This window comes from Arthrobacter sp. 24S4-2, from assembly GCF_005280255.1.
GTDB lineage: Bacteria > Actinomycetota > Actinomycetes > Actinomycetales > Micrococcaceae > Arthrobacter.
The window spans coordinates 4,059,196-4,083,624 of the sequence record NZ_CP040018.1; the positions used below are offsets into that span (position 1 = coordinate 4,059,196).

Here is a 24,429-nt window from a genome sequence, read left to right on the forward strand (position 1 = left end):
CAGTCAGTGAAGTCACGTTTGTTGGCCGGAGTGGCGGCAGTCCTGCTGGCTATCGTCGGGGCGGTCCTCGTGGTCACCTATGCCCAGGGCGCCGACCAACGGGCAGTCAAGGACCTGGACCCTGTAGGCGTGCTGGTGGTAACCAAAGCCGTACCTGCAGGCGCTTCCGCAGACACCGTGAAAGCCTCCGTGGCCCTGGAGCAATTGCCGGGAACCGCCGTCGCAAAGTCCGCACTGAAGACTCTCGACGCGTCCACAGGAAAGGTGGCCGCCGCCGACCTCGTCCCCGGCGAGCAGCTTCTGGAAGAGAAACTCATCGCCCCGGAAGACCTCCAAACCTCCGGCTCGGTAAAGGTGCCGGCCGGCCTGCAGGAAGTCTCCTTCCAGCTGGAGCCGCAGCGCGTCGTCGGAGGTCGCCTTGTCCCCGGTGACCACGTGGGTGTCTTCATCTCCATGAAAGCGGGCGGTGTCGAGTCGAAACCCGATAAAGAGACCACGCAGCTCTCCATCCACAAGGTCCTGGTGACCTCCGTGCAGAGGGCCCCGAAGGAGCCGCCGCCAAGCCGGCGCCGTCGGCGAGCGCCGGAACAGAACCTGACCCCCGGGATGTGAACCTGCCCACCGGATCCCTGATGATCACGGTGGCAGTCAACGACATCAACGCGGGAAAGATCGTGTTCGCTTCCGAGTTCGGCGATGCCATCTGGCTGACTCGGGAACCTCTGGACGCGCAGGACAACGGTCCCCGCGTAATGATCCGGCCGGACGTCTACAAATGAGCCGCTTCGTCCTCATCACGCCCGACGCCGACTTCGACGGCCGCCTTCGCCAAGCCGTTGCCGGCGGCCTCCAAGGCGGCGTGCAGACCTTCCTCACCAGCCTGCTGCCAGCCGACCCGAACGAGCTTTTCGCCCACCTCAACCAGGAACAGCCCGAAGTCCTCGTCCTGGGACCGGGCGTCCCGGTCGACGAAGCCCTCCGCCTCGCAACGGTCATGAATATCCGGTATCCGGAGCTCAGCGTCATCCTGGCCAGCGAGCCGGATCCCGACTTCATCCTGCATGCCATGCGCGCTGGGATCCGGGACATCCTCTCCCCCGACTCCGATGCTGCGCAGATCAGGGTCCTCCTGGAGCGCGTCACTCAGTCCTCCGCCGGCCGTTACCGCCTGCCGGCTTCCCAGCCCACCGCCGAAACCAACAAGGGCCTGGTCATCGGTGTCTTCTCCCCCAAGGGCGGCGTAGGCAAAACCACCATCGCCACCAATATCGCCATCGGTCTGGGCAAGATCGCCCCGATGAGCGTGGTGATCGTGGACCTGGACCTGCAGTTCGGCGACGTCGCCTCCGCCCTCTACCTCGACCCCCAGCACACCGTCACGGACGCGGTCTCCCCCGCCGCCAGCCAGGATTCCCTGGTCCTGAAGGCCTTCCTCACCGTCCATCCGGGCAGTATCTACGCCGTCTGCGCTCCGCCAACCCCCGTTGATGCCGACGAGATAACCCCTGAACAGGTCAGCCGGCTGCTGGAACAGCTGGCCGAACAGTTCCAGTACGTCGTGGTGGACACAGCTCCGGGCCTGCCGGAAATCGGCCTCGCGGCCATGGAACAGTGCACGGATGTGGTGTGGGTGAGCGCTATGGACATACCAAGCGTCAGGGGCCTGCGATCCGGCCTGGACGTCCTCCGCCAGCTGGATATCCTCCCGGAGACCCGGCACGTGGTGCTGAACATGGCGGATCCCAAGCTCGGGCTGACAGTCCAGGACCTCGAATCGACCATCGGAGCACCCGTCGACGTGAGCATCCCGCGGTCCAAGGCCGTGGCGCTCTCCACCAACCGCGGCATCCCCGTCCTGCAGGAGCAAGCGAAGGACCCGGCAACCAAGGGCCTGAATCAGCTCGTCGACCGCTTCAACCCCGCCTGGCGGGCCAAGTCGCAACGCAAACTGCACCGGAGGGTAGTGGTCTAGATGAAACTTTCAGAGCGCATCAGTGCCGTGCAAGCGAAGTCGCAATCACAGCCGCACACGCAAACCGTTCCCCCGCCGTCGCCGTCCGCGCGGGCTGCCACCGCAACCTTGGAACTGGACCGGCCGGACGTGTCCGGCCGGCAGCCGGATCCGTGGGCCGCACCTCGGCCGGAAAAGCGGACGACGACGTCGGCACCGGCTGCCGCCGTCGTCGTTCCGTCAACGGGGACTGATCACACGGACGAGGTGAAACAGAAAGCCCAGCAGCCTGTGGACGCCTTCGCCGCACTGAAGGAGCGGGCAGCCACGGCCCTGTTCGAACGCATGGGCTCGCGTTTCAACGACTCCGCGGTCACGGAGCATGAGCTTCGCACCACTGCCCGTGAGGAGCTCACGCGCATCATCGACGGCGAGCAGGTCCCGCTGTCCGCGGAGGAGCGCACTCGCCTGGTCCAGGACGTCGCCGACGACGTCCTGGGCTACGGCCCGCTGCAGCGCCTCCTCGACGATCCCGCCGTCACCGAGATCATGGTCAACCGGATGGACCAGATCTACGTGGAGCGCAAGGGTCACCTCACCCTGGCCGACTCCCGCTTCAGCTCGGAGGCACACCTGCGCAAGGTGATCGAACGCATCGTGTCCAAGGTTGGCCGCCGCATTGACGAGTCCTCGCCCCTGGTGGATGCCCGGCTGGAGGATGGCTCGCGTGTCAACGCCGTGATCCCGCCCTTGGCCGTCGGCGGATCATCGCTGACCATCCGTAAATTCAGCAAGGTGCCCCTCACCGTCCGGAACCTTATCGACTACGGAACACTCACCCCGGAAATGGCAGAGCTCCTCAACGCCTGCGTCAAGGCAAAGCTCAACATCATCGTCTCCGGTGGAACGGGAACGGGAAAGACCACCCTGCTGAACGTGCTTTCGTCCTTCCTGCCCGCGGATGAACGGATTGTCACCATCGAGGATGCCGTTGAGCTGCAGATCCAGCAGGATCATGTGGTCCGGCTCGAAAGCAGGCCTCCCAACACTGAAGGCAAAGGCGAAGTGACCATCCGTGAACTCCTGCGGAACTCGTTGCGTATGCGCCCTGACCGCATCGTGGTGGGTGAGGTTCGAGGCGGGGAGTCGCTGGACATGCTCCAGGCCATGAACACGGGACACGACGGCTCGCTGTCCACCGTTCACTCAAACTCGCCGCGCGACGCCGTCGCCCGCCTCGAAACGCTGGTGCTCATGGCCGGGATGGACCTGCCGCTGCGTGCCATCCGGGAACAGATAGCTTCAGCCGTGAACCTGATCGTCCAGATTTCACGCTTGCGTGACGGCAGCCGCCGCATCACCCACGTGACCGAGGTACAGGGCATGGAGGGCGACATTGTGACCCTGCAGGATGCCTTCGTCTTCGACTATTCGGCAGGCGTCGATGCCCACGGCCGTTTCCTCGGACGGCCAGTCGCCACGGGGATCCGTCCGCGTTTCATTGACCGCTTCGAGGACCTCGGAATCCATGTCTCACCCGGGGTCTTCGCCACCCCAGCCGGCGAAGGAAAGGCCTAGGACCACCGCCATGCTCATGACCGTTGGAGCCGCGCTCCTCCTCCTGGCACCAATCCTGTTGGCTGCGGCAATCCTCATACCCGGAACACCCGGGATCGCTATCAACCGACGCCGCCCCTATGACTCCGACCCGCCCTCACGGCTTACCAGGCTGGCAGGCATCACAGTCGTGGGCCTGGACCGCTTCCTGGCGGCCAGGAACGTTCGCCTCTACAGCCGTGATTCCCTGGAGAACGCCGGCGTCCGGCTCAGCCAGGCTGAGTACTTTGTCCTGGTCATTGCCGGTGGCATCGTCGGCGCCCTTGTGGGCCTTGTGATCGGCGTGCCGGTCCTCTCCGTCCTCCTTGTCATACTGGCGCCTGTTGCAGGGCACCTGGTGCTGGGCTTCCTGGCCGGAAAGCGGCGGGGAAAATTCGATCAGCAACTCGGTGATACGCTCCAGCTGCTGGCCGGCGGACTGCGGGCCGGCCACAGTATCCTCCGTGCCATCGATGCGGCTGCTACCGAATCCCAGAGCCCGACGTCGGAAGAGATGCGCCGCGTCATCACGGAAACCAGCCTGGGCCGCGACCTCCTTGCCTCATTGACCGACACCTCAGAACGCATGAGGAACGAGGACTTCGTCTGGATAGCGCAAGCCATCCAGATCAACCGCGAGGTCGGCGGGAACCTGGCGGAGGTCCTCGACCAGGTGAATGAGACCATCCGGGAGCGTTCCGAGATCAAGGGCCATATCAAGGCACTCGCGGCAGAAGGCAAGTTCTCGGCCTACATCCTGATTGCGATGCCGATCGGGATTGTGGTGATGCTCATGATGGTGAACCCGGGTTACATGGATTCGATGTTCACCCATCCGCTCGGGTGGGGAATGATGGCGGGATCGGTGGTGCTCATGACCATCGGCAGCCTGTGGATGCGCAAAATCATCGATCTGAAGTTCTGAGGTGCCCATGAATCCCGTGATCCTTTCCTCGCTCCTCCTGGTATGCCTCCCCGTCGGCTACCTGGCCTGGTCCGTCCTGTCCGTGGACCGCAAGGCCCGTGCCGCGACGGTGGCCATCCTGACCCGCGGCAGGAGGGCGGCCGACGTCCCGGAATCAAAGCAAGGCGGCTTCCTCGACAGGATCGGGTATGGGCTGACTCCAGCAGCCTACGTCCGCAAACTCGACAGGCTACTTTCACTTGCCGGCCGCCCGGCAGCGTGGCCGTTGGGGCGCATTTTGGCGGCAAAGCCTGCCCTGGGCCTGGTGGGAGCGTCGCTTGGCGTGCTCATCAGCATGAGCAGCCCCAAACCGATGATCAAGCTTGCCGGACTGTTCATTCTCTTCCTTGGGTACTTCATCCCTGATCTGCTCCTCTACAGCAAAGGCCTGGAACGTCAGAAGGCCATGCAGCTGGAGCTCGCGAACACCCTCGATCAGATGCTGATCTCGGTGGAAGCCGGCCTGGGCTTCGAAGGGGCGATGGCCCGCGCGGGGGAAAACGGAAAGGGCCCCTTGGCCGACGAACTGGTCCGCACGCTGCAGGACATGCAGGTAGGACGCAGCCGCCGGGAGTCCTACCTGGCCCTTGCCGAGAGGACCAACATTCCGGAACTCCGCAGCTTCGTCCAGGCTATTGTCCAGGCAGACACCTACGGCATCGCCATCAGCCGCGTCCTCAGGATCCAGGCCAAGGTCATGAGGGTCAAGCGCCGGCAACGGGCCGAGGAGAAGGCCATGAAGCTGCCAGTCGCGATTCTGTTTCCCCTCCTGTTCTTCATCTTTCCGGTCCTTTTCATCGCGATTCTTGGCCCAGCCGTGATCAATACAATTGACACATTCACCGGTCAATGACGCCATGCGTCGCGCCAGTCCGCCCTCCCAGCCCGCGAAACCGCAAGGTTTCCACAGGATTGGATGAAGTCATGCGAATTGACAGTTTCAGGAAGTAGCGTTGTCATATGTCCATTTCAGGTAGCTGCAGCGGCGTCGGAGGTGCGGGCCCCGCCCACACACTTCGACAGTCCACGGCTGCCCCGAGCCCTGTATCAAACCCGAGCGCTGTATCAAATCGGGATGACGCTGAACTTCCGGGCTCGGAACTTCCCCTCGTGGACCTCGAGGTGCTGCAGGACCTTTCAGACCAGCTGGCCCATCCGGCCGTCGCCCAGAACTTTGCACGGGACTATGCCACTCTCTGGACCCAGCGCTACCAGAAGCTGGCAGGAGCCATGGATCGCCAAGATCTTGCTGCGGCCCTGGACGCTGTCATTAGCATGAAGATCGCTTCAGCCATGGTGGGAGGGCTGCGGCTGTCCCGGCTGGCGGAACAACTGGAGGGGTTCATCCGAAATGGAGACCTCGAAAACGGACTTGCCCTCATTGCGGCCGTGGAAGTCCACGGAAGTGCGACAGTCAAGGAACTTCAGGAAACCTACATACTGGCGGATGAATAGTTAGCCCATCTCCTACCGCTGTTCGTGGACCTCTTGCCGTTCACGCTCCACTGGCGTCAGCTTGTATCCCACGCCGCGCACAGTCTGCAGCCATCGTGGGGATTGGGGATCTTCGTGCAGCTTCCGCCGGAGATTTCCGATATGGACCTCAACGGCCCTCTCATCGGATTCGCTGACGTAAGTATCGTCGCGATCTTCCTCGCCCCTGACTACGCGAACCAGGTCAGTCTTCGTACAAACAGCCCCGCCCACACGCAATAGCTCCTGAAGGAGATCGAACTCACTTCGGGTCAGCGGGAGGGTGTCACCATGGACAATAACGGACCTGGTCTTGCGATTGAGCGCCAAGCCATTATGCCGGAGTACCGATTCCTCAGCTGGCCCCCCACCGGACGACGGGGCGGGGGCGGGTGCCGGGGCAGGCGTCCGGCCTTGCGCCGACCGCGGCCGGGGTCTGCGCAGCATTGCCGCTACGCGCGCCCTCAGCTCCAAAGGCCGAAACGGCTTGGTGATGTAGTCGTCGGCTCCAGAGTGTAGCGCCGTCAGCAGGTCCGGTTCCTCCGTCCTGCCGGTGAGCATAACAACGTAGGCGTCACTAAACTGCCGGATTTGCCGCAGCACCTCGTAACCGTCGATATCAGGCAGGCCCACGTCCAGGGTGACGACATTTGCGTTGTGGTCGCGAACGGCCTCAACGCCCTCCCGTCCGTCCGCGGCTGAGTAAACCTCAAAACCAGCCTGACTCAGCACGGCCTCCAACAGATTCCGCACATCTGCGTCATCTTCAACAACCACTGCAACCCCAAGATCACCCATGGACTCCCCAGCCTGACGAATTGTCCGAATATGCCCATCACATATGCGAAATTCCTCACCACAAATTCACGTTACAACGCAGGAGCTAAATCGTCATCACTTTTTACCCTATGACCCCACACATCACTTCGTTTACTATGACACCAAATGCAACTTCTGCTTCTGGAAAATCGGAGATCGCGGGCAGCGTTGCCCGCATCCCGCCGCCGCTGCAGGCGAAACGAGCGATTTGGCCCCAACGTAAGGAAGTAGCTTCAATGAGCGAGCGGTTTCTGGCACGAAAGGCGGAGCACTACTTCAGCGGTCTCCGGCCACGTGCACAGGTCATTCTTTGCCAGTTGCCCCTGACGGTTTTCATTGCTGTCCTGGTCATCGCAGCGCCCGCCGTTTGGGCCGGGGTACTGACCAGCGGACTATTCCTGGCCGCCCTTGTACTTCATGCGATCATTTTTGCGGCCTGCGTTCTTGTCCCCTGGGAGAAGCTGGCACCGAATGCACCCCTATTGATACCGGTGCTGGACCTCGTAGCGATCTGGCTTACCCGTAACGGGGCCGCCGCAAATCTTCAGGGACTGGGAGTGCTGGCACTATTTCCGGTCATCTGGCTTTCCGCATCCGCCATTTCAGCCAGGACAAGCCTCCTCCTCAGCTTTTTCGGCACGTTGCTCATTGCATTACCGACCCTGTTTTCAAAGCTGCCGAACATTACGGCAGCCGACGTCGCGTCCATCCTGCTCCTGCCGCTAATGATGTTCGCCGTTTCGCTCGCCATTCGTTTTGCCAGCGTTCATATGCAACTTCAGCAACGCAGACTTGAAGCCAAAGACATCGAGCTTCAGGCACTCCTGGCAGAAAGCAAAGAGCGCGAACGGCTCTTGAATATCATCCTGGAAACAGTCGACGTCGGAATCATTGCTGTGGATGGCGACGGCAAGCGCCTGCTTTCCAACCACCAGCAGTCCCTTTTTGACCTGACCGCCAGTCCAGAAGGTTTGCCTGGACTCCCCCAGGAGTCGCTAATGATGGTCTCAGGCCATGATCGAAAGTCACCGGTTCCACCGGACCGGCGCCCTGTGTCCCGCGCTGCCCGCGGAGAAACCTTTGCCGACTATCTGGTTTGGTTAGGTGAAGGTACCCAACAGCGGGCCGTATCCACTGCGGCGCGTCCCCTCAAGAACGACGACGGCGAGTTCGATGGCGCGGTGGTCGTCTTCAATGATGTCACGGGGCTGGTGGAAGCCATTTCGGCCAAGGATGACTTCCTTTCCAACGTGTCCCACGAGCTTCGAACGCCCCTGAATTCAGTGATAGGGAACCTCGACCTTGTGCTCGACGGCGACCAAGGGCTTCCGCCCTTGGCAGTCCAGCGGCTTGAGGTGGCGCAACGCAACACCGAACGGCTCCTCACGCTCGTCTCCGACCTCCTGGCATCGGCGTCAGAGGCCTTGCATGTGCACCCACGCAGGACGGACCTTGCCGGCGTGGTGGAGGCGTCGCTCGGATCTGCCCGCGCACATGCGGAGACATCGAAGGTCTCGCTGCTGATGGACGTTCCCGCACCGTTGTGGGCGCACGTTGACCCGCTTCGGATAGGCCAGGCATTGGACAATCTGGTTTCGAACGCCATCAAGTACTCCCCCGACGGCGGAACGGTTAAGGTTTCGGCGCGGGCCGAGGATGGCTTCATCCGCCTTCAGGTGGAGGATGCCGGAATGGGCATGACAGCGGCGGATACCGCCAAGGTCTTCACCCGGTTCTACCGCAGCCCGGCTGCCCTCGAGGCTGACATCCCCGGCGTTGGACTTGGACTGTCCATTACCAAGGCCATCATTGAACGCCACGGCGGCGGCATTTCCTGTGCAAGCCGACCAGGCGAGGGCAGCACGTTTACCGTGTCCCTGCCGGCCGAGGGACCTCCGCCGGCCTTCTAGAAACAGCCCGCGCCCTACTTCCGCAGCGCCCGGGTCAGTTCGGCGCGGGCCAGCAGCTCGCCGTCGGACGGATACGCAACCTCTTCAAGCACCAAAGGATGCGGTGCGGCCAAGACCGACTTCGCGTCACGCTTTTGCTCCAGCAGCCGCTCGTACAGCCACCCGGGCGCCTCGACCCCCGAACCGACGTAGAGCGCAGACCCCACCAGGGCACGCACCATGTTGTGGCAGAATGCGTCGGCCTGGACTGTGGCTACGATGACGCCATCGGTGCCACGGGCGAACTCAAACCTCTGCAGCTCCCGGATGGTGGTGGAACCTTCGCGAGGCTTGCAGTAGGAACGGAAGTTCTGCAGGCCGAGCAACTTGGACGCACCCTCATTCAGAAGCGACACATCAAGCTGTTCCCTGTGCCACAGGGTCGAGGACCTGCCCAGCGGATCCCACAGGGCAGGCCCGTCGGCAATGCGGTAGCTGTACCGTCGCCACAGCGCCGAGAACCGCGCATCGAACCCCTCCGGAGCCAGGGTGACGCTGTGGACCTCAATGGCGCCGGTGAGGTCGCCCAGTCCCCTGCTCAGCGCGCCGCGCAGACGACGCAAGAGGGCGACGGCGGGGTCCAGTTCCACGCCGCGGTTCAGGCCCACCCACTCCTCTTCGCTGAGGTCCAGGTGGACCACCTGGCCGCGGGCGTGCACGCCGGCGTCGGTCCGGCCGGCTACGGTCACGCGCACCTTTCGCCTGACCAGCAGCGCGAGGGCCTCTTCCAGGACGCCCTGGACGGTGCGCATTCCCGGCTGCACTGCCCACCCGCTGAAGGGGCCGCCGTCGTACGCCAAATCCAATCGGATACGCAAAAACCCGCCGCCCCCCAAAACGGGGGCAGCGGGTTTCTGGTGGTTCATAGACTTAAGTCTATGCGAAGGAATTAGCGAATTACTTCGCGTCCTTTTCCTCTGCAGCAGGCTCGTCAGCAGCTTCCTCAGCGGCCGGGGCCTCTTCGGTTGCAGCAGCTTCAGCTTCCGGAGCAGCTTCGGTCTCAGCGACCTCTTCTTCTGCAACAGGTGCAGCAGCTTCCTCGGCGGCCGGGGCAGCCTTGTCTGCATCGCGCTTGGCAGCAGCAGTAGCCTCGGCCACGACAGCCTGCTTGGCGGAAACCGGCTCGAGGACCAGTTCGATGACAGCCATGGGAGCGTTGTCGCCCTTGCGGTTGCCGATCTTGGTGATGCGGGTGTAGCCGCCATCGCGGTTCTCCACTGCCTGTGCAATGTCGGTGAACAGCTCGTGGACTACGCCCTTGTTGCTGATCAGGCCGAGTACACGACGGCGGGAAGCGAGGTCGCCGCGCTTGGCGAAAGTCACCAGACGCTCTGCGTACGGCTTCAGGCGCTTGGCCTTGGTCACCGTGGTGGTGATCCGCTTGTGCTCGAACAGTGCTGCAGCCAGGTTCGCGAGCATAAGACGCTCGTGAGCCGGGCCGCCTCCGAGGCGCGGACCCTTAGTGGGGGTAGGCATAATTGTTTCTCCTCATATGGAAGCCGGTGGGCTGCGCACACCATGGTGCATCCAGCCAGCCGGCCAAGATCTGCTTGTTAGAGCTCGTCGTCGCTGAACGCGGCGTCGTCCTCTTCGATGGCTGCGGCGCGTGCTGCCAGGTCGAAACCGGGAGGCGAGTCCTTGAGGGACAGACCCAGTTCAACCAGCTTGGCCTTGACCTCGTCGATGGACTTCGCACCGAAGTTACGGATGTCCATCAGGTCGGCCTCGGAGCGGGCAACGAGTTCACCCACGGTGTGGATGCCCTCACGCTTGAGGCAGTTGTAGGAACGGACGGTGAGGTCCAGATCCTCGATCGGCAGGGCCATGTCAGCTGCCAGGGCAGCGTCCGTCGGCGACGGGCCAATCTCGATACCTTCAGCTGCGGTGTTCAGCTCGCGGGCCAGACCGAACAGTTCCACCAGGGTGGTGCCTGCCGAAGCAACGGCATCGCGCGGGGCGATTGCCTGCTTGGTCTCGACGTCGACAATCAGCTTGTCGAAGTCAGTGCGCTGCTCAACACGGGTAGCTTCCACGCGGAAAGTAACCTTCAGCACCGGCGAGTAGATCGAGTCGACCGGAATGCGGCCGATCTCGGAATCGCCGGACTTGTTCTGAGCTGCCGAAACGTAGCCGCGGCCGCGCTCGATGGTCAGTTCGAGTTCGAACTTGCCCTTCGAGTTCAGCGTGGCAATGTGCAGATCCGGGTTGTGGAATTCGACGCCGGCCGGCGGAGCGATGTCCGCGGCGGTGACGACTCCCGGGCCCTGCTTGCGCAGGTAAGCAACAACCGGCTCGTCGTGCTCGGAGGAAACCGACAGGTTCTTGATGTTCAGGATGATCTCAGTGACATCTTCCTTGACACCCGGAACCGTGGTGAACTCGTGCAGCACGCCATCGATCCGGATGCTGGTTACAGCAGCGCCCGGGATGGAGGAGAGCAGGGTACGGCGGAGGGAGTTTCCGAGAGTGTATCCAAAGCCCGGCTCCAGCGGTTCAATGATGAAACGGGAGCGGTTTTCGGAGACGACCTCTTCAGAGAGGGTGGGGCGCTGTGCAATGAGCACTTAGGTTTCCTTTCGGCGAGCATCCGCTATATGACGCAACACAGGTGGTGGAAATTCGGTCTGAAGACTTAACGCGGCTGGGCCTGCCCGGACCCGTGAAGGTCCGGGCAAGCTCCTGCTGCTGGAAACGTCTTAGACGCGGCGGCGCTTGGGCGGACGGCAGCCGTTGTGCGCGCTGGGGGTTACGTCCTGGATGGACCCAACCTCGAGGCCAGCGGCCTGCAGTGAACGGATTGCGGTTTCGCGTCCTGATCCCGGTCCCTTGACGAATACGTCAACCTTGCGCAGACCGTGCTCCTGTGCACGCTTTGCGGCAGCTTCGGCAGCCATCTGGGCAGCGAACGGGGTGGACTTACGTGAGCCCTTGAAGCCAACCTCACCGGCGGAAGCCCAGGAGATGACAGCACCGTTCGGATCCGTGATGGAAACGATGGTGTTGTTAAAGGTGCTCTTGATGTGCGCCTGGCCCAGCGCGATATTCTTCTTGTCCTTCTTACGCGGCTTGCGAACCGCGCCACGAGTCTTCGGGGGCATTATTTCTCCTACAGAAAGTTTATTGGGGGAAAACGCGTTAATCCCTCAGGGATTAACGTGCCTTCTTCTTGCCGGCCACGGTACGCTTCGGGCCCTTGCGGGTACGTGCGTTGGTCTTCGTGCGCTGTCCGCGAACGGGCAGGCCCTTACGGTGGCGAATACCTTCGTAGCTGCCGATTTCCACCTTGCGGCGGATATCTGCTGCTACTTCGCGGCGAAGGTCACCCTCAACCTTGTAGTTGCCTTCAATGTAGTCACGCAGCTCAACCAGCTGGGTATCGGTGAGGTCCTTAACTCGGACGTCAGCGCTGATGCCAGTGGCAGCCAGGGTTTCGTGTGCACGGGTCTTGCCCACGCCGTAGATGTAAGTAAGCGCAATTTCCAACCGCTTTTCGCGGGGAATGTCTACGCCAGCGAGACGAGCCATATTGGCGGTACTCCTTGTATAAACCGGAGGTCGTAGGCAGTACACCCGCACTTTCAGTGCGGCCCCAGCCTCCGACCGGGGGTTAGCTGTCCGGGCTCATACGTCCCAATTCAGCTTGTGCTGCCTTTATTTACTTGCGTGGGTTAGCAACCCAGGGTTTCCCGTGAAGGAAATTAGCCCTGGCGCTGCTTGTGGCGCGGGTTCTCGCAGATCACCATGACCCGGCCATTACGGCGGATCACTTTGCACTTTTCGCAGATCTGCTTGACGCTCGGCTTGACCTTCATGGCGTTCCTTTGCGTGTTGCAGTTGGTCAGCTGGACCGGCCTTCGGCTATTGCTCTGGCCGCCCAGTGTTTACTTGTAGCGGTAGACGATACGACCACGTGTCAGGTCGTACGGGCTCAGCTCCACCACTACCCGGTCCTCAGGGAGAATCCTGATGTAGTGCTGGCGCATTTTTCCAGAGATGTGCGCCAGAACGATGTGCTTGTTGGTGAGCTCAACGCGAAACATCGCATTAGGCAGCGCCTCAGTCACAACGCCCTCGATCTCAATGACCCCGTCCTTCTTGGCCATACCCTCCGCTAACTGTTGTTGCCACAGCCTTCCGGTTGGCACCGGACATGACTGCGAACGTTTTTGATTGATTGGTTTCTGCTATCCGACCGCAAAAGGGCGCAAACAGGGCAGACAACCAACAGACAACACTACGCCATCTTGGCAGGAATGTTAAATCGGACCATGGTAGCGCACTACCGGGCCGTACGCAGCATATTCGCCCGCCGGGGTTCTGACGGCTACAGCCCGGGAGATGCCGTCCAAGATGGCATCGGTCACGACGTCGGCCGCCGCGCTCTGCAGCGCGACGAGGCTGAACTGGCGGGGCGTCCCGGCGCCCTGGTCCAGCTCGACGGCGCCGGTGGCCAGGCAGAACACCGTGTCCCCGTCCGCCAGGGTATGGCTCGGATTCAGCGCCCGGGCCAGCCCGGCATGGGCAGCCGAGGCGGTCCGCTTGCAGTCCGCCTTGCTCAGGACGGCGTTGGTGGCGACGACGACGAGCGTTGTGTTGAGCGGTGGCGCTTCCTGCGCTGCCGGATCCGCGCCCTGCTCGCCTTTCGCCTCAGCAGCTGAAACCCTCGACCCGAAGGGCATCCCTACCGCATTGACGACGGCGATCGCGCCCACCACAACCCCGTTCTCGAGGGTGACTGAGGCTGTGCCGACCCCGCCTTTGTACGTCCCCCGGCCGACTACCGCTCCGGTGCCGGCTCCCACGTTGCCGCGTTCGACGTCGTGGCCTTCCGGCTGTGCGGCGGCGGCAGCAGTTGCCGCGTAGCCCATCTCCTCGTCGGGGCGGGCGGAGAAATCGCCGCCGCGGCCCAGGTCGAAGATGGCCGCGGCGGGGACGATCGGCACCAGGCCGCCGGGCACCGGGAAGCCCCTTCCGTCCTCCTCGCACCAGCGCTGGGCACCGCGCGCTGCGACGAGCCCGAAGGCACTGCCGCCTGTGAGCACCACGGCATCGACCCGCTGCGAGAGCGTTGTGGGATCAAGGGCATCGGTCTCGAAGGTAGCCGGGCCGCCGCCGCGGACGTCCACGGAGCCGACTGTTCCGGGCGGCGGCAGCACCACGGTTACCCCGGTGAGCCAGCCGTCGTCGGGGTGGACACCGCCGTCGGACCGGACACCGCCGTCGGACCTCTGGACATTTCCTGATTTCTGGACGTGGCCCACCCGGATTCCGGTGACGTCAGTGATCGCTCCCATGGCTCCATTGTGCGCCTTCGCCAACAAATGAGTGTCTACTCCCACCCGTTTCGCGACCCGCGGGGGCAAGTCCGGCCGCGAAAACAAACATCATGTAATACTGCCAGCAACACGGCGTTAACGGGCAAGGAAGCCTTGACTAACAATCCTCCGACGAGGGCTTGTGCGGGATTCCGCCCACCAACCATGTGGTGAAGTGAAGCTATCCCCACACCCATTGGCCTGCCACCCGCGGGCCCGGATCCGTTAGAGACCGAATGACAAGACAACTGACTGACCGGCCGCCCGCCGTCGTTGCAGCCAGTCCGGCGCTGCGGCGCCGGGCCAGGTGGTCCGGCAGGACGCGCCGGGACTTCTTCGTTTTCCTGGCCCTGGCGCTGCCCAACCTGGTGCTGATCGGGGTGTTCACCTACCTTCCCCTCATCAACAACGTGTACTACTCCACCCTGGACTGGACGCTGGGGTCTGCGTCGGCCACGGTGGTGGGGCTTGACAACTACGTCACGTTCTTCACCAGCGCCGATGCCGCCAAGGTGCTGGGCACCACCGCAGTCTTCACGCTGGTAACGGTGGGCGGCTCCATGGTTCTTGGCCTGCTGGTCGCGCTGGCGCTCAACTCGAAAGTCCGGGGCACCACGTTCGCCCGTTCCGCGGTGTTCGCGCCCTACGTGCTGAGCGGAGTGGGCGTGGGCCTGGTGTGGCTGTTCATCTTCGACCCCGGCTACGGCGTGCTCGCCTGGGTCCTCCGGGGCTGGGCCAGCAGAGCCCGCAGTGGATCAACGATCCGCAGCTGTCCCTGGTGATGGTGATCATCGTCTACATCTGGAAGAACCTGGGGTACTGCGCCGTCGTATACCTCGCCGGGCTGCAGTCCCTGCCGCAGGACGTCATGGAGGCCGCATCCCTCGACGGCGCCAACGGGTTCCGTCGCTTCCTCAGCATGTCCGTTCCGCTGCTCTCCCCCACCACGTTCTTCCTGCTGATCACCACCATGCTCAGCTCGCTCCAGGCGTTCGACCTCATCCGGATCATGACGCCCCTGGGCAACGGCACCAGCACGCTGATCTACGAGGCCTACCTCCAGGCCTTCGGCGCGTTCAACCGGGCGGGGTACTCAGCGTCGATCTCCGTGGTGCTCTTCGCCATCCTGCTGATCATCACCGTGCTGCAGCTGCGCTTCGTCGAACGGAAGGTGCACTACTCATGAGCACGCACCGCCCGCTGTCCCGGGCCAACCTTGTCCAGACGATCGCCGGCGGCTACGTCCCGCTGATCCTGGCCACGCTGGTGGTGTTCCTGCCGCTGCTCTGGATGATCCTGAGCTCGTTCAAGCAGCCCGGCGAGATCATCACCATGGACCTGAAGATCCTTCCGGAGAGCCTGAACCCGGAAAACTACAACATCGCCATGACCACGGTGCCGTTCGCGCAGTTCTTCCTGAACAGCACCATCGTCACTGTGGTTGGCGCAACCATCAAGGTGCTGCTGGCCATCCTCACCGCCTATGCCCTGGTGTTCGTCCGGTTCCCGTTCAAGAACGCCATCTTCGTGCTCATCCTCGTGGCGCTGATGGTCCCGCCGCAGGTGTCCATCCTGCCGAACTACATCCTCATTGCCGGCATGGGCGGGAAGAACACCCTGTGGGGCATCATCCTGCCCGGCCTGGGAACCGCTTTCGGCACCTTCCTGCTGCGCCAGCACTTCCTGACGCTGCCGGCCTCCATTTTGGAGTCTGCCGAGATCGACGGCGCCGGACACTGGCGCCGTCTCTGGCGGATCGTGGTGCCGGTTTCGGTGCCGTCCATCGCCACCGTGGCACTGGTCACCGTGGTGAGCGAATGGAACGACTACATCTGGCCGCTCATCATCACGGACAGGCCCGAGACAATGACCCTGCCCGTAGGCCTCACACTGCTGCAGAACTCCGAAGGCAACGGTTCCGGCTGGGGCATCCTCATGGCCGGTGCCGTGCTGGTGATCGTCCCCATCCTGGTGGTGTTCGCAGCGCTCCAGCGCTACATCGTGGCCGGCCTCACCCAAGGCAGCGTCACCGGCTAGGACCGCGTCGCCGCAGACCGGCACCGCCAGCTTCACGGCACCCGCCATCATCACGGCAGCAGTTCGTCATCCAACCCGTACAACGAGTCAGCATGAGCAATCACCTTTGAGAGGATCCACAATGGGTATGAATCTTGATCGCAGGCATTTCCTGGGACTGGCAGGCGCCGGAGCCGGCGCCGCCGCGCTGGCAGCCTGCGGCGGCCCGTCCACCGGAGGAACGACGCCCGCAAGCGAAGCCGCCGAGATCGATTTCAGCGGAGTCAAGCCGGCCGCCGCCATCGACTTCTGGACCAGCCACCCGGGCAAATCCCAAGACGTGGAAAAATCCATCATCGCGAAGTTTCAGGCCAAGTTCCCGGACATCAAAGTGAACCTGGTGACCGCCGGAGCCAACTACGAGGAAATCGCCCAGAAGTTCCAGACATCCCAGGCGGCCAAGGAAGCCCTGCCCGGACTGGTGGTGCTGTCCGACGTCTGGTGGTTCCGCTACTTCACCAACGGCAACATCATTCCGCTGGACGGCCTGGTGAAGCAGCTGGACATCAAGGTGGACGACTTCCAGAAGTCCCTTGTGGCGGACTACCAGTACGACAACAAGCAGTGGGCACTCCCCTACGGCCGGTCAACGCCGCTCTTCTACTACAACAAGGACCATTTCAAGGCCGCCGGCATCCCGGACCGGGCACCGAAAACCTGGCAGGAATTCGCGGAGTGGGCGCCCAAGCTGAAGGCAAGCTCCGGTGCGCAGTACGCCTACATCTACCCCGCACTGGCGGGGTACGCCGGATGGACCCTGCAGAACAACCTCTGGGGCTGGGGCGGCAGCTGGTCCAATGAGTGGACCATCAACTGCGACTCGGCGGAATCCGTGGAGGCGCTGCAGTGGGCCCAGGACTCCATCTACAAGGACGGCTGGGCGGGTGTCTCCTCCAAAGAGGCGGCCGACGACTTCGCCGCCGGCATCACCTCGTCCACCATCTCGTCCACCGGGTCGCTGCTCGGCGTCCTGAAGTCGGCCAAGTTCAACGTGGGTGTGGGCTTCCTTCCCGGCGGCCCCAAGGTGGAAAGCGGCGTCTGCCCCACGGGCGGTGCGGGCCTGGGCATTCCCAGCGGCGTCAGCAAGGAAGTCCAGCTGGCGGCCGCCACCTTCCTGAAGTTCATGACCGAGCCGGAGAGCACGGCGGAGTTCTCGGCCGCCACGGGATACATGCCCACACGTGTCTCCGCCGACATGACGTCGGTGCTGGCCAAGACCCCACAGATCAAGACGGCCATGGACCAGCTGACGGCCACCCGCGTCCAAGACAACGCCCGCGTGTTCCTGCCGGGTGCCGACCAGGAAATGGCCAAGGCCGCCGCGAAGATCCTCACCCAGCAGGGTGACGTCAAGGCCACGATGACCGACCTGAAGTCGACGCTGGAGGGCATCTACACGAAGGACGTCAAGCCCAAGCTCAAGAGCTGACGCGCCTTTCCGGACGTCGCTCCGGTTCCGCGATACGCAAAATCCCTGGCGACACCCGGATTCGGGTGTCGCCAGGGATTTTCTGCGTCCCAGGGGTATTTGCGCGTCGCTGCGGGATCGTCCCTTCGGGATCGTTGCTGCGGGATCCTTCTAGGGGATCGGCACGGGGACCACGCCCAGCGGCGCAAGCCGCTCCGCACCGCCGTCGGGCGCCGACAGCACCCAGATGCCCTTCTCATGGACGGCGACCGAGTGCTCCCACTGGCAGGAGCGCTTACCATCGGTGGTGACCACGGTCCAGTCGTCGTCGAGCACGGCGGTCTCGATGCTGCCGCGGACCAGCATGGGCTCAATGGCGAGGCACAGTCCGGGCCGGATCTTGGGCCCGCGGTGGCTGGTGCGGTAGTTCAGCACGTCAGGAGCCATGTGCATTTCCGAGCCGATGCCGTGGCCCACGTAGTCCTCGAGGATGCCCAGCGGCTTGCCCTGCACGGAGGAGACGTAGTCGTCCACCGCACAGCCGATGTCCCCCACGAACTTACCGGTGGCCAGGGCCGCGATGCCGCGCCACATGGCTTCCTCGGTGACTTCGGACAGCCGGACGTCTTCCAGATCGGGGGTCCCCACGATCACGGTCCGGGCCGAATCGGAGTGCCAGCCGTCCAGGATCGCGCCGCCGTCGATCGAGATGATGTCGCCGTCTTTCAGGACACGGTTGCCCGGGATCCCGTGGACCACTTCCTCGTTGACCGAGGTGCAGATGGTGGCGGGGAACCCGTGGTAGCCCAGGAAGTTGGACTTGGCGCCCGCCTCATCGAGGACTGCCGCGAAGACCGCGTCCAGCTGGGCCGTGGTGGTGCCGGGAGTGGCCGCCGCTACCGCAGCATCCAGGGCGCGGCTCAGGACCAGGCCGGCCTCATGCATGGTGCGCATTTGGGCGTTGGTCTTGTATTCGATGCGGGGCTGTCCGAATGCCATGTATACCTCAGTGCTTCGTCTCGCTGGCGGGATGCGTTCATCCCAGGTCTCTGATCCATTCTCCCGCACCCGCGAAGCTACTCGGAACAGGGGCCACTCCCAGCCCCTCCCGCAGGCGGCGCGTGGAGTACGTGCGCTCGAAGCCAAGCTGGCTGACGGCATAGCGGGTAAGCCACGGCGGCTTCCGCGTCACCCCTGCCACCGCCTCAAGCGACGCCGCCAGCGTCATCGCCGCACGCGCCGGGATGAACCCGAGTTCGACGTCGGACCGGCCAGCGGTGTCCAGCACCTCCCGCAGGACTCCGCCGAGGGCCACTGGCCGGTGGTCCGCCACATTGACGGGGCCGGTGACATCCGATGTGCACGCGGCGAGCGCCGCCTGCACGAGATTGCCGATCGACGTGAGCTGGTGCCGGACGTCCGGACCTCCGACGCTCAGGAGCCGGCCGCGGCTCACGTTGCTGATCAGGCGGGGCAGGAGCGTCCGGTCACCCGGACCGTAGACTCCGTGCGGCCTGAGGATCAGCGAATTCCGGTGCCTTGCAGCGGCTCCTTCTGCCAGGGCCTTGGAACTTGAATACGCGTTCAGGTACCGTCCCGCCACGGCTTCCTCCGGCCGGTCCACGCACGGCTGCCACCACGGGTAGACGCTGGAGCTGGAGATGTGGACCAGCCGTGCACGCGGGAAGGTCGCTGCAACCGCTTCGGTCCCCTGTACGTTGACACGGTGGAAGAGCTGCGGCGGGCCCCAGTCGCCTACGTGCGCTCCGGCGTGCACGACGGCGTCCACCTCCGGCGGTGCGGACAGTCCGCCGGCGCCGAGGTCCCACACGCTGAGACCCGGCAAGTGGCGCCGGCCGTACCTGACGACGTCCCACCCACGTTCCTCCGCAGCAGTGGCTACGGCTCCGCCAACGAAGCCGCTGGCCCCGGTCACTGCGATCCTCATATGGCGCTTTCGGGCGGCCGGCCGGGTGTGCGGTCAGCAAAGAGGGCCCGCAGGGCGAGCCGGTCGGGCTTGCGGTGCCGGCCGGACGCCGGCAGTTTGGCCATCATCTCGATCCGGTCCGGCAGCGCCGACTCGTCAATGAGTTTGGGAAGCTCCCGGCGCAGCGTCCGCAGCAGTGCCTCAGGCTCCCGGCCGGTCCGGGGCTCGACGGCGAGCCACACCGCTTCGTCCCCGATGCCGTCCGGCACTCCCACCATCACGGCCTGGCCCACGCCGTCGATCCCGGCGATTACCGACTCGTGGAGGGCCGGATAGATGTTGGTCTTTCCACGTATGATCATGTCCTTCTTGCGCCCCAGCAGGACCAGCCTCGGCTCGCTGGAGGAGCCGGCCGGGCCGGTGCTGGCCGGGCCGGCCGGGCCGCAGCCGGTGGCGGCCGGGCCACTGCCAGCCGGGCCACTGCCGCTCGGAGCCGCCGGGCCGTGGTCCACCCGCACCAAATCTCCGGTGGCATGTTCATGCATCGCGTCGTCGCCGAGGTAGCCCAGGCACATGTTCGGTCCGGAGACGATCAGCTCGTGGTCTTCGGCCACACGGAAGCTCACACCCGGCAGCGGCTCGCCGAGGTAGTCGCCCTCCCCCGACCCGCCGGCCGTGCGGAATTCGGCCGTGCGGCCGGAGGCGAAGTCCAGCTTTTCGCGGCCTCCTGCGATGGCGATGGGAAGCACCTCCGTCATGCCGTAGATGCAGTGGAACCGGACACCTGGCAGGAGCCTGGCTGCCCGGTCAAGGAAGGGGGCCAGCACCGGGGCGGCGCCCAGCATCACCGATTTCAGGCTGTCCGGCCAGGCCAGCTGTGCTGCTTCGACGGCATCGAGGATCGGCGCCAGCTGCGAGGGGACCAGGAAGATGTGGGTTGCCGCCGAATACCCCCTTGTAGCGCCGAGTTCGGACGCGAAGCGCAGCGGATCCAGTGTGGCGGACAGCCCGTACGCCGGCATGGTCCAGTGCGCCCCGGCGATCAGGGCAGGCAGCCCCATCATCAGTTGCTCCGAATGGATGCGGTCTCCGGCCGCGAAGGTGCAACGGGTGCTCAGCTGGCTGAATCCGGCGGCCAGGGTCCCCCGGGTGTGCACCACCCCCTTGGGATGACCGGTGGTGCCGGAGGTGAAGATGATCACCGCTTCCTGCCCCGGCGCGGGCATCATGCGCGGCATCCCGCCGCGGCTGCCTCCCCCGTCGCACGCGCCGCCGCCGTTCTTGGTGCCGCCGTCGTACTTGGTGCCACCGCCGTGTCGGGCCGTGCGGGACAGGGACCTGACGTTCGTGGATCTCAGCGGGACCCCCGGGAGCCACGGACCGGAGTGATAATGCCGGACCTTCATCGCCCCGTAGTCCGGGAGCAGCAGGCCGCGCCGCCGGGCAAGCGGCCGGAGCGGTCCCCTGGCGCTGAGCGCGTAGAGGAGGGACTCGGCTGCCGCCCACCGTGGGGATGCCAGCGCGGTCCTGTTCCGGAAGAGCTCCGGCCCCACGCCCGGGTCGATGAACACGATTGCACCGCCCGCCCGCACGGCGGCAAGAGCCAGGGTGAAAGCGGCCGGACCGGGCCGGACGGAAAACAGCAGACGCTCCCCCGGCCCGAAGCCGTCATTCCGTAAGCCCGCGGCCGTCAACTCGATCCCGGCAGCGAGGTCCCGGTACGAAATGGTCTTGCCGGGCCTGCCGTTGCGTTTGCCGGGCGCTGTGATGGCAGGGTGGTCAGGGTATCTGGCCGCGGCGTCGTAGACGGCGGCAATGAGGTCCAGTTCATTGTCAGTTGGCACGGGCAAGCTCCAGGGCTTTGTAGTGCGGAATGAGCACGTTACGGCTGACGGCGCGGGAGCGGATGTGCCACGGCCTGCGGCTGTACTCGTCCAGGAGCACGGTAAGGGCGCAGTTGATTTCGGCCATCGCCAGCGGCATGCCAATGCAGAAATGTGCGCCTGCTCCGAACCACAGCTGGCGGGCCGCCGCCGGGATGGGCGTTCCCGGGTCAAAACCGCCCAGGCTCTTGACGGCGTGCACAGTCGAAAGCAGGATCCTGTCCCCCGCCCTGATCCTGACGCCGCCCAGCCGGCCCGCCGCCGTCGCCTCGCGCAGCATCATCGGCGACGGCGCCGTGTACCTGAGCCCCTCGTTGACGGCGTCCGGCAGGCCGCTGCGGTCCGCCGCCAGGCCCGGCAGCCTGCCGTCGTCGAACAGCAGGGCCGCCAGGCGCGGAACATACGACACCAGGGTCTCGGTCCCGGCGATCACGAAGGCGCTGACAATCCCCACGGCTTCGTCCTCGCTCAGTCCCAGGACGCGAAGGCGCCCGGGAAACGTTGAGGCGTCGTCGCTGCGGTAGGCATGGCGTACCGGTCCGGCAAGAATTTCGACGGCGGACCTCGCCTTTGCCACCTGCGGCGCCGCCAGCCGCGGCCGGCCCAGCCGGACCAGCGAGGTGATGGAGGTGCCGAGGTTGAAGAGTTCGTTGTCCGGCAGGCGTCCGGGTGCATTGTCGCGGACGCCCAGCAGCCTGCTGATCACTCCCCCGGACAGTTCCTTCACCAGGCCCACGAACTCCACGGATCCCCGCGGTCCAGGCCCGCCGCCAGCCGCTCCCGCAGCCGGACTGCGGCCGGAGCCACTATGGACTCAACCGCCCGCGGCGTGAACAGCCCGTTCAGGCGGCGCCGTAGCTCAAGGTGTTCCTCACCGTGCATGTTCAGGAGGGCACGCGGGCCCACTACGGGAGTCCACAGCGCTCCGGAGGCTTTGCTTCCGGATTTCGAATAGCTGGCGTCCAGGAGGACTTCGCGGACCAGCGAGGCCTCGCTGACCAGCACGCCGAGGCCCGGCAGCCGGACCACGGGCCGCAGCTTCCCCAGGCCGCGGATCAGCGGATACGCCACCGGGTGGGCGCCTATGTGCAGGCGCCGCTCCCAGGCTGCCAGGCCGGGCGCGGCCGGGCTCCAGGCTGCCCCCGCCTTTCCGGCCAGGGCAGTCACCGGATGTCCACGTGCTCGGGGCGGAACCGGTGGTCCGCGTACCAGGCAAGGGTGTTGGGCAGGCCCCAGGCCCTGACCCGGCGGGAGGACCCGAACACCACCACGTTGCGGCGCAAGCCATAGGCGCGGGTGAGCTTCCGGACGCGGTTGGAGAGCGCCCGGTCCTCGTGCAGCTCCTCGATGCTGGTGCGGGGAAAGCCCCCCGAGCGCAGGTACAGCTCCGCCGTGATGGCCATATTGCAGCCGGGCAACATCTGGTAGGGGCCAAGGTACCCTTCCCCTTTGTTACCCGGGCGGATGCGGCCGAAGAACGAGGCCACCTCCACGGCCAGCAGCATGAGCCAGCGACTGCTGCGGCCCAAGCCCTCGTCCAGGCGCGGGTTCAGCTGCCCGGCAATCATTCCCAGCCCGTCGTCGAACGCTTCCATGATCCGCAGTGTCCAGTCCGGCGCCGGCAGGCAGTCCGCGTCCGTGCGGGCCAGCCAGCGCGCGCCGTTCAGGGCGCCGAAGCGCATGCCTGTATCAGCAGCGGCTCCGGTTCCCTTTTGCAGTTCGTGGATCAGGCGGACATCCATGCCCGGGTGCAGCCGGTCAAAGTCCGCCACGATGGCCCGGGTAGCGTCGGTGGAGCCGTTGTCCACCACCACGACAGTGAAGTCCTGGTGAAGCTGGACGGCCAGGGCGTCCAGGGACTGCCGGATCAGCTTTTCTTCGTTCAGCGCAGGCATGGCAACACATAGCGCCCGTACCTGCGGGGTCACAGGCGCACCACGGCGATGCCCAGGCTCACGCCACCGGCGAGTCCCACCAGCGCCACGAGGTCGCCGGGTCCGCACCTGCCCAGGTCCTGTGCCACCTTCAACTGGAGCGGCAGGCTCACCGAGGCCATGTTGCCGTACTCCTCCACGGTCTTGACGAGCTTGTCCTGCGGCACCCCGGCCCCGCGGGCAAAGATGTCCCGGTAGGGTGCGCTCACCTGGTGCACGCACACCACGGCGAAGTCAGACCATGTGAGGCCCAGTCCGCCCAGTGTCTCGTCGAGGATCCCCCGGCCCAGGTCCAGGAATGCGTCCTTGAGCTTTTCACCGTCCATGTTGAAGTACGTCGCCTCCGGGTCCCGCGGGGCAACAGAGCCTCCCGTGGCCAGCGTGCCCACGGCCCAGTGGCTGCTCTTCGCCGTGAAGCCCAGACCCAGCACCCGGGCACCGGCGTCGTCGTAAGGGTCGGCCGGTTCCAGGAGCAGGGCGCAGCCGGCGTCGCTCATGGTGTACCCCGGGAAGGCTGCGGCGAAGGTCTCCTGGTCCGGAACGGACCAGCGCACGGCCCGCGACGGCGACTCCCCGCTGACCAGCAGCACCCGCCGGTAGCGGCCGGTGCCGATCAGGGCATCGGCCACCTCGAGACCGTTCAGCAGGCTGTTGCAGGCATTCTTGACGTCCATCACCGGGCAGCCCGCGCCAAGTCTGGCGGCCACCATGTGGCCGGTGGCCGGTTCCACCATGTCCTGGCTTGCCGACGCGAAAATGATGAGGTCGACGTCGGCCGGCTGGAGACCGCGGCCGGCCAGCAGTTTGGCGGCGGCGGTGGCCGCGAGGTCGGAGGCCTGCTCAGTGCAGGCCATCACTGACCGTGTCCGGATCCCTGTCAGCCGGTCGATGAGGCCCTTCGGCACGCGGAAGTCCGGGCTGGAGGCGGCGAGCCGCCGCTCAAGTTGCCCGGTGCCCAAACGCGCCGCAGGCAGGTAGACCTCAAGGCCGGCGATTCTGGCCGCCCCTTGAAGGGTTTGGTTCATGCAGTATCCCCCACAGACAATGCGTCCGGTGATCCCGGGCTGGACGTGCCAAAACAAGGAAGGGCGCGTCCCGTACTCGATGGTACGGGACGCGCCCTTCACGGCACTG

At 64.8% G+C, this 24,429-nt stretch carries 26 protein-coding genes and 1 pseudogene; 11 read left to right on the forward strand and 16 right to left on the reverse strand.

Going from position 1 to position 24,429, the window contains the following annotated elements:
* Positions 1-6: 6 nt before the first annotated feature.
* From FCN77_RS18790 to FCN77_RS18815, 7 genes are all read left to right on the forward strand, one after another.
* The gene (locus tag FCN77_RS18790) at positions 7-612 is read left to right on the forward strand and encodes a Flp pilus assembly protein CpaB (protein ID WP_254678630.1); all 606 of its coding nucleotides are present in this window, start codon (positions 7-9) and stop codon (positions 610-612) included.
* On the forward strand, positions 609-779 hold the full coding sequence (locus FCN77_RS27055) for a hypothetical protein (RefSeq protein WP_254678631.1): 171 nt from the start codon (positions 609-611) through the stop codon (positions 777-779). The genes FCN77_RS18790 and FCN77_RS27055 overlap by 4 nt, the downstream gene beginning before the upstream one ends.
* The gene (locus FCN77_RS18795) at positions 776-1,972 is read left to right on the forward strand and encodes an AAA family ATPase (RefSeq protein ID WP_137323492.1); all 1,197 of its coding nucleotides are present in this window, start codon (positions 776-778) and stop codon (positions 1,970-1,972) included. Before FCN77_RS27055 ends, FCN77_RS18795 begins: the two co-directional genes overlap by 4 nt.
* On the forward strand, positions 1,973-3,529 hold the full coding sequence (locus tag FCN77_RS18800; protein ID WP_137323493.1) for a CpaF family protein: 1,557 nt from the start codon (positions 1,973-1,975) through the stop codon (positions 3,527-3,529).
* Positions 3,530-3,539: 10 nt separating this feature from the next.
* On the forward strand, positions 3,540-4,472 hold the full coding sequence (locus FCN77_RS18805; protein ID WP_137323494.1) for a type II secretion system F family protein: 933 nt from the start codon (positions 3,540-3,542) through the stop codon (positions 4,470-4,472).
* Between the two features lie 7 nt (positions 4,473-4,479).
* Positions 4,480-5,364 carry a type II secretion system F family protein gene (locus FCN77_RS18810; RefSeq protein ID WP_137323495.1) on the forward strand — a complete coding sequence of 295 codons (885 nt, stop codon included), beginning with the start codon at positions 4,480-4,482 and terminating at the stop codon, positions 5,362-5,364.
* 257 nt (positions 5,365-5,621) lie between these two features.
* Positions 5,622-5,966: an Hpt domain-containing protein gene (locus FCN77_RS18815; RefSeq protein ID WP_137323496.1), complete on the forward strand. Its 345-nt coding sequence runs from the start codon at positions 5,622-5,624 to the stop codon at positions 5,964-5,966.
* 12 nt (positions 5,967-5,978) lie between these two features.
* Here the strand turns inward: FCN77_RS18815 and FCN77_RS18820 are convergent, their stop codons facing one another.
* The gene (locus FCN77_RS18820; protein WP_137323497.1) at positions 5,979-6,782 is read right to left on the reverse strand and encodes a response regulator transcription factor; all 804 of its coding nucleotides are present in this window, start codon (positions 6,780-6,782) and stop codon (positions 5,979-5,981) included.
* A 257-nt stretch (positions 6,783-7,039) separates the two neighbouring features.
* On the opposite strand from FCN77_RS18820, the gene FCN77_RS18825 reads away from it, so the two are divergent.
* On the forward strand, positions 7,040-8,713 hold the full coding sequence (locus tag FCN77_RS18825) for a cell wall metabolism sensor histidine kinase WalK (RefSeq protein WP_137323498.1): 1,674 nt from the start codon (positions 7,040-7,042) through the stop codon (positions 8,711-8,713).
* Between the two features lie 14 nt (positions 8,714-8,727).
* Here FCN77_RS18825 and truA read toward each other — a convergent pair whose 3' ends face one another.
* From truA to FCN77_RS18865, 8 genes are all read right to left on the reverse strand, one after another.
* A complete protein-coding gene (gene truA / locus FCN77_RS18830) occupies positions 8,728-9,618 on the reverse strand; it encodes a tRNA pseudouridine(38-40) synthase TruA (protein ID WP_175417314.1) in 891 nt (296 codons plus the stop codon).
* Positions 9,619-9,649: 31 nt separating this feature from the next.
* Positions 9,650-10,228, reverse strand: a complete 579-nt coding sequence (rplQ, locus tag FCN77_RS18835) for a 50S ribosomal protein L17 (protein WP_137323499.1) — start codon at positions 10,226-10,228, stop codon at positions 9,650-9,652.
* 77 nt (positions 10,229-10,305) lie between these two features.
* Positions 10,306-11,316 (reverse strand): DNA-directed RNA polymerase subunit alpha, encoded by a 1,011-nt coding sequence (locus FCN77_RS18840; RefSeq protein WP_011692778.1) that lies wholly within the window; start codon positions 11,314-11,316, stop codon positions 10,306-10,308.
* A gap of 132 nt (positions 11,317-11,448) precedes the next feature.
* Positions 11,449-11,850 carry a 30S ribosomal protein S11 gene (gene rpsK, locus FCN77_RS18845; protein ID WP_028265083.1) on the reverse strand — a complete coding sequence of 134 codons (402 nt, stop codon included), beginning with the start codon at positions 11,848-11,850 and terminating at the stop codon, positions 11,449-11,451.
* Between the two features lie 52 nt (positions 11,851-11,902).
* Positions 11,903-12,277, reverse strand: coding sequence for a 30S ribosomal protein S13 (rpsM, locus tag FCN77_RS18850; RefSeq protein WP_066293239.1), 375 nt, complete (start codon positions 12,275-12,277; stop codon positions 11,903-11,905).
* 173 nt (positions 12,278-12,450) lie between these two features.
* The gene (gene rpmJ / locus FCN77_RS18855; RefSeq protein WP_009358722.1) at positions 12,451-12,564 is read right to left on the reverse strand and encodes a 50S ribosomal protein L36; all 114 of its coding nucleotides are present in this window, start codon (positions 12,562-12,564) and stop codon (positions 12,451-12,453) included.
* Positions 12,565-12,633: 69 nt separating this feature from the next.
* Entirely contained in the window at positions 12,634-12,855 is a 222-nt protein-coding gene (gene infA / locus FCN77_RS18860; RefSeq protein WP_009358723.1) for a translation initiation factor IF-1, read from the reverse strand.
* A 153-nt stretch (positions 12,856-13,008) separates the two neighbouring features.
* Positions 13,009-14,046 carry a P1 family peptidase gene (locus tag FCN77_RS18865; protein ID WP_137323500.1) on the reverse strand — a complete coding sequence of 346 codons (1,038 nt, stop codon included), beginning with the start codon at positions 14,044-14,046 and terminating at the stop codon, positions 13,009-13,011.
* Positions 14,047-14,303: 257 nt separating this feature from the next.
* On the opposite strand from FCN77_RS18865, the pseudogene FCN77_RS18870 reads away from it, so the two are divergent.
* The 3 genes and pseudogenes from FCN77_RS18870 (at position 14,304) to FCN77_RS18880 (ending at position 17,572) form a co-directional block, all read left to right on the forward strand.
* Positions 14,304-15,253 (forward strand): annotated as a pseudogene (locus FCN77_RS18870) (carbohydrate ABC transporter permease).
* The gene (locus tag FCN77_RS18875; protein ID WP_137323501.1) at positions 15,250-16,104 is read left to right on the forward strand and encodes a carbohydrate ABC transporter permease; all 855 of its coding nucleotides are present in this window, start codon (positions 15,250-15,252) and stop codon (positions 16,102-16,104) included. Before FCN77_RS18870 ends, FCN77_RS18875 begins: the two are co-directional and overlap by 4 nt.
* A 121-nt stretch (positions 16,105-16,225) precedes the next feature.
* Positions 16,226-17,572, forward strand: a complete 1,347-nt coding sequence (locus tag FCN77_RS18880; RefSeq protein ID WP_137323502.1) for an ABC transporter substrate-binding protein — start codon at positions 16,226-16,228, stop codon at positions 17,570-17,572.
* A gap of 150 nt (positions 17,573-17,722) precedes the next feature.
* On the opposite strand, the gene map is transcribed toward FCN77_RS18880, so the two are convergent.
* From map to FCN77_RS18910, 7 genes are read right to left on the reverse strand one after another with little or no spacing between them, the layout of a single operon-like run.
* On the reverse strand, positions 17,723-18,550 hold the full coding sequence (gene map, locus FCN77_RS18885) for a type I methionyl aminopeptidase (RefSeq protein WP_137323503.1): 828 nt from the start codon (positions 18,548-18,550) through the stop codon (positions 17,723-17,725).
* A 37-nt stretch (positions 18,551-18,587) separates the two neighbouring features.
* A complete protein-coding gene (locus FCN77_RS18890) occupies positions 18,588-19,499 on the reverse strand; it encodes an NAD(P)-dependent oxidoreductase (protein ID WP_137323504.1) in 912 nt (303 codons plus the stop codon).
* On the reverse strand, positions 19,496-21,322 hold the full coding sequence (locus FCN77_RS18895; RefSeq protein ID WP_137323505.1) for a class I adenylate-forming enzyme family protein: 1,827 nt from the start codon (positions 21,320-21,322) through the stop codon (positions 19,496-19,498). Before FCN77_RS18895 ends, FCN77_RS18890 begins: the two co-directional genes overlap by 4 nt.
* Complete coding sequence (locus tag FCN77_RS18900) at positions 21,312-22,106, reverse strand: cytochrome P450 (protein ID WP_254678632.1); 795 nt, start codon at positions 22,104-22,106, stop codon at positions 21,312-21,314. Before FCN77_RS18900 ends, FCN77_RS18895 begins: the two co-directional genes overlap by 11 nt.
* On the reverse strand, positions 22,085-22,528 hold the full coding sequence (locus FCN77_RS27060; RefSeq protein WP_254678633.1) for a hypothetical protein: 444 nt from the start codon (positions 22,526-22,528) through the stop codon (positions 22,085-22,087). Before FCN77_RS27060 ends, FCN77_RS18900 begins: the two co-directional genes overlap by 22 nt.
* The gene (locus FCN77_RS18905) at positions 22,525-23,289 is read right to left on the reverse strand and encodes a glycosyltransferase family 2 protein (protein WP_254678634.1); all 765 of its coding nucleotides are present in this window, start codon (positions 23,287-23,289) and stop codon (positions 22,525-22,527) included. Before FCN77_RS18905 ends, FCN77_RS27060 begins: the two co-directional genes overlap by 4 nt.
* The gene (locus FCN77_RS18910; RefSeq protein WP_137323506.1) at positions 23,286-24,320 is read right to left on the reverse strand and encodes a 3-oxoacyl-ACP synthase III family protein; all 1,035 of its coding nucleotides are present in this window, start codon (positions 24,318-24,320) and stop codon (positions 23,286-23,288) included. The genes FCN77_RS18905 and FCN77_RS18910 overlap by 4 nt, the downstream gene beginning before the upstream one ends.
* Between the last annotated feature and the right edge of the window lie 109 nt (positions 24,321-24,429).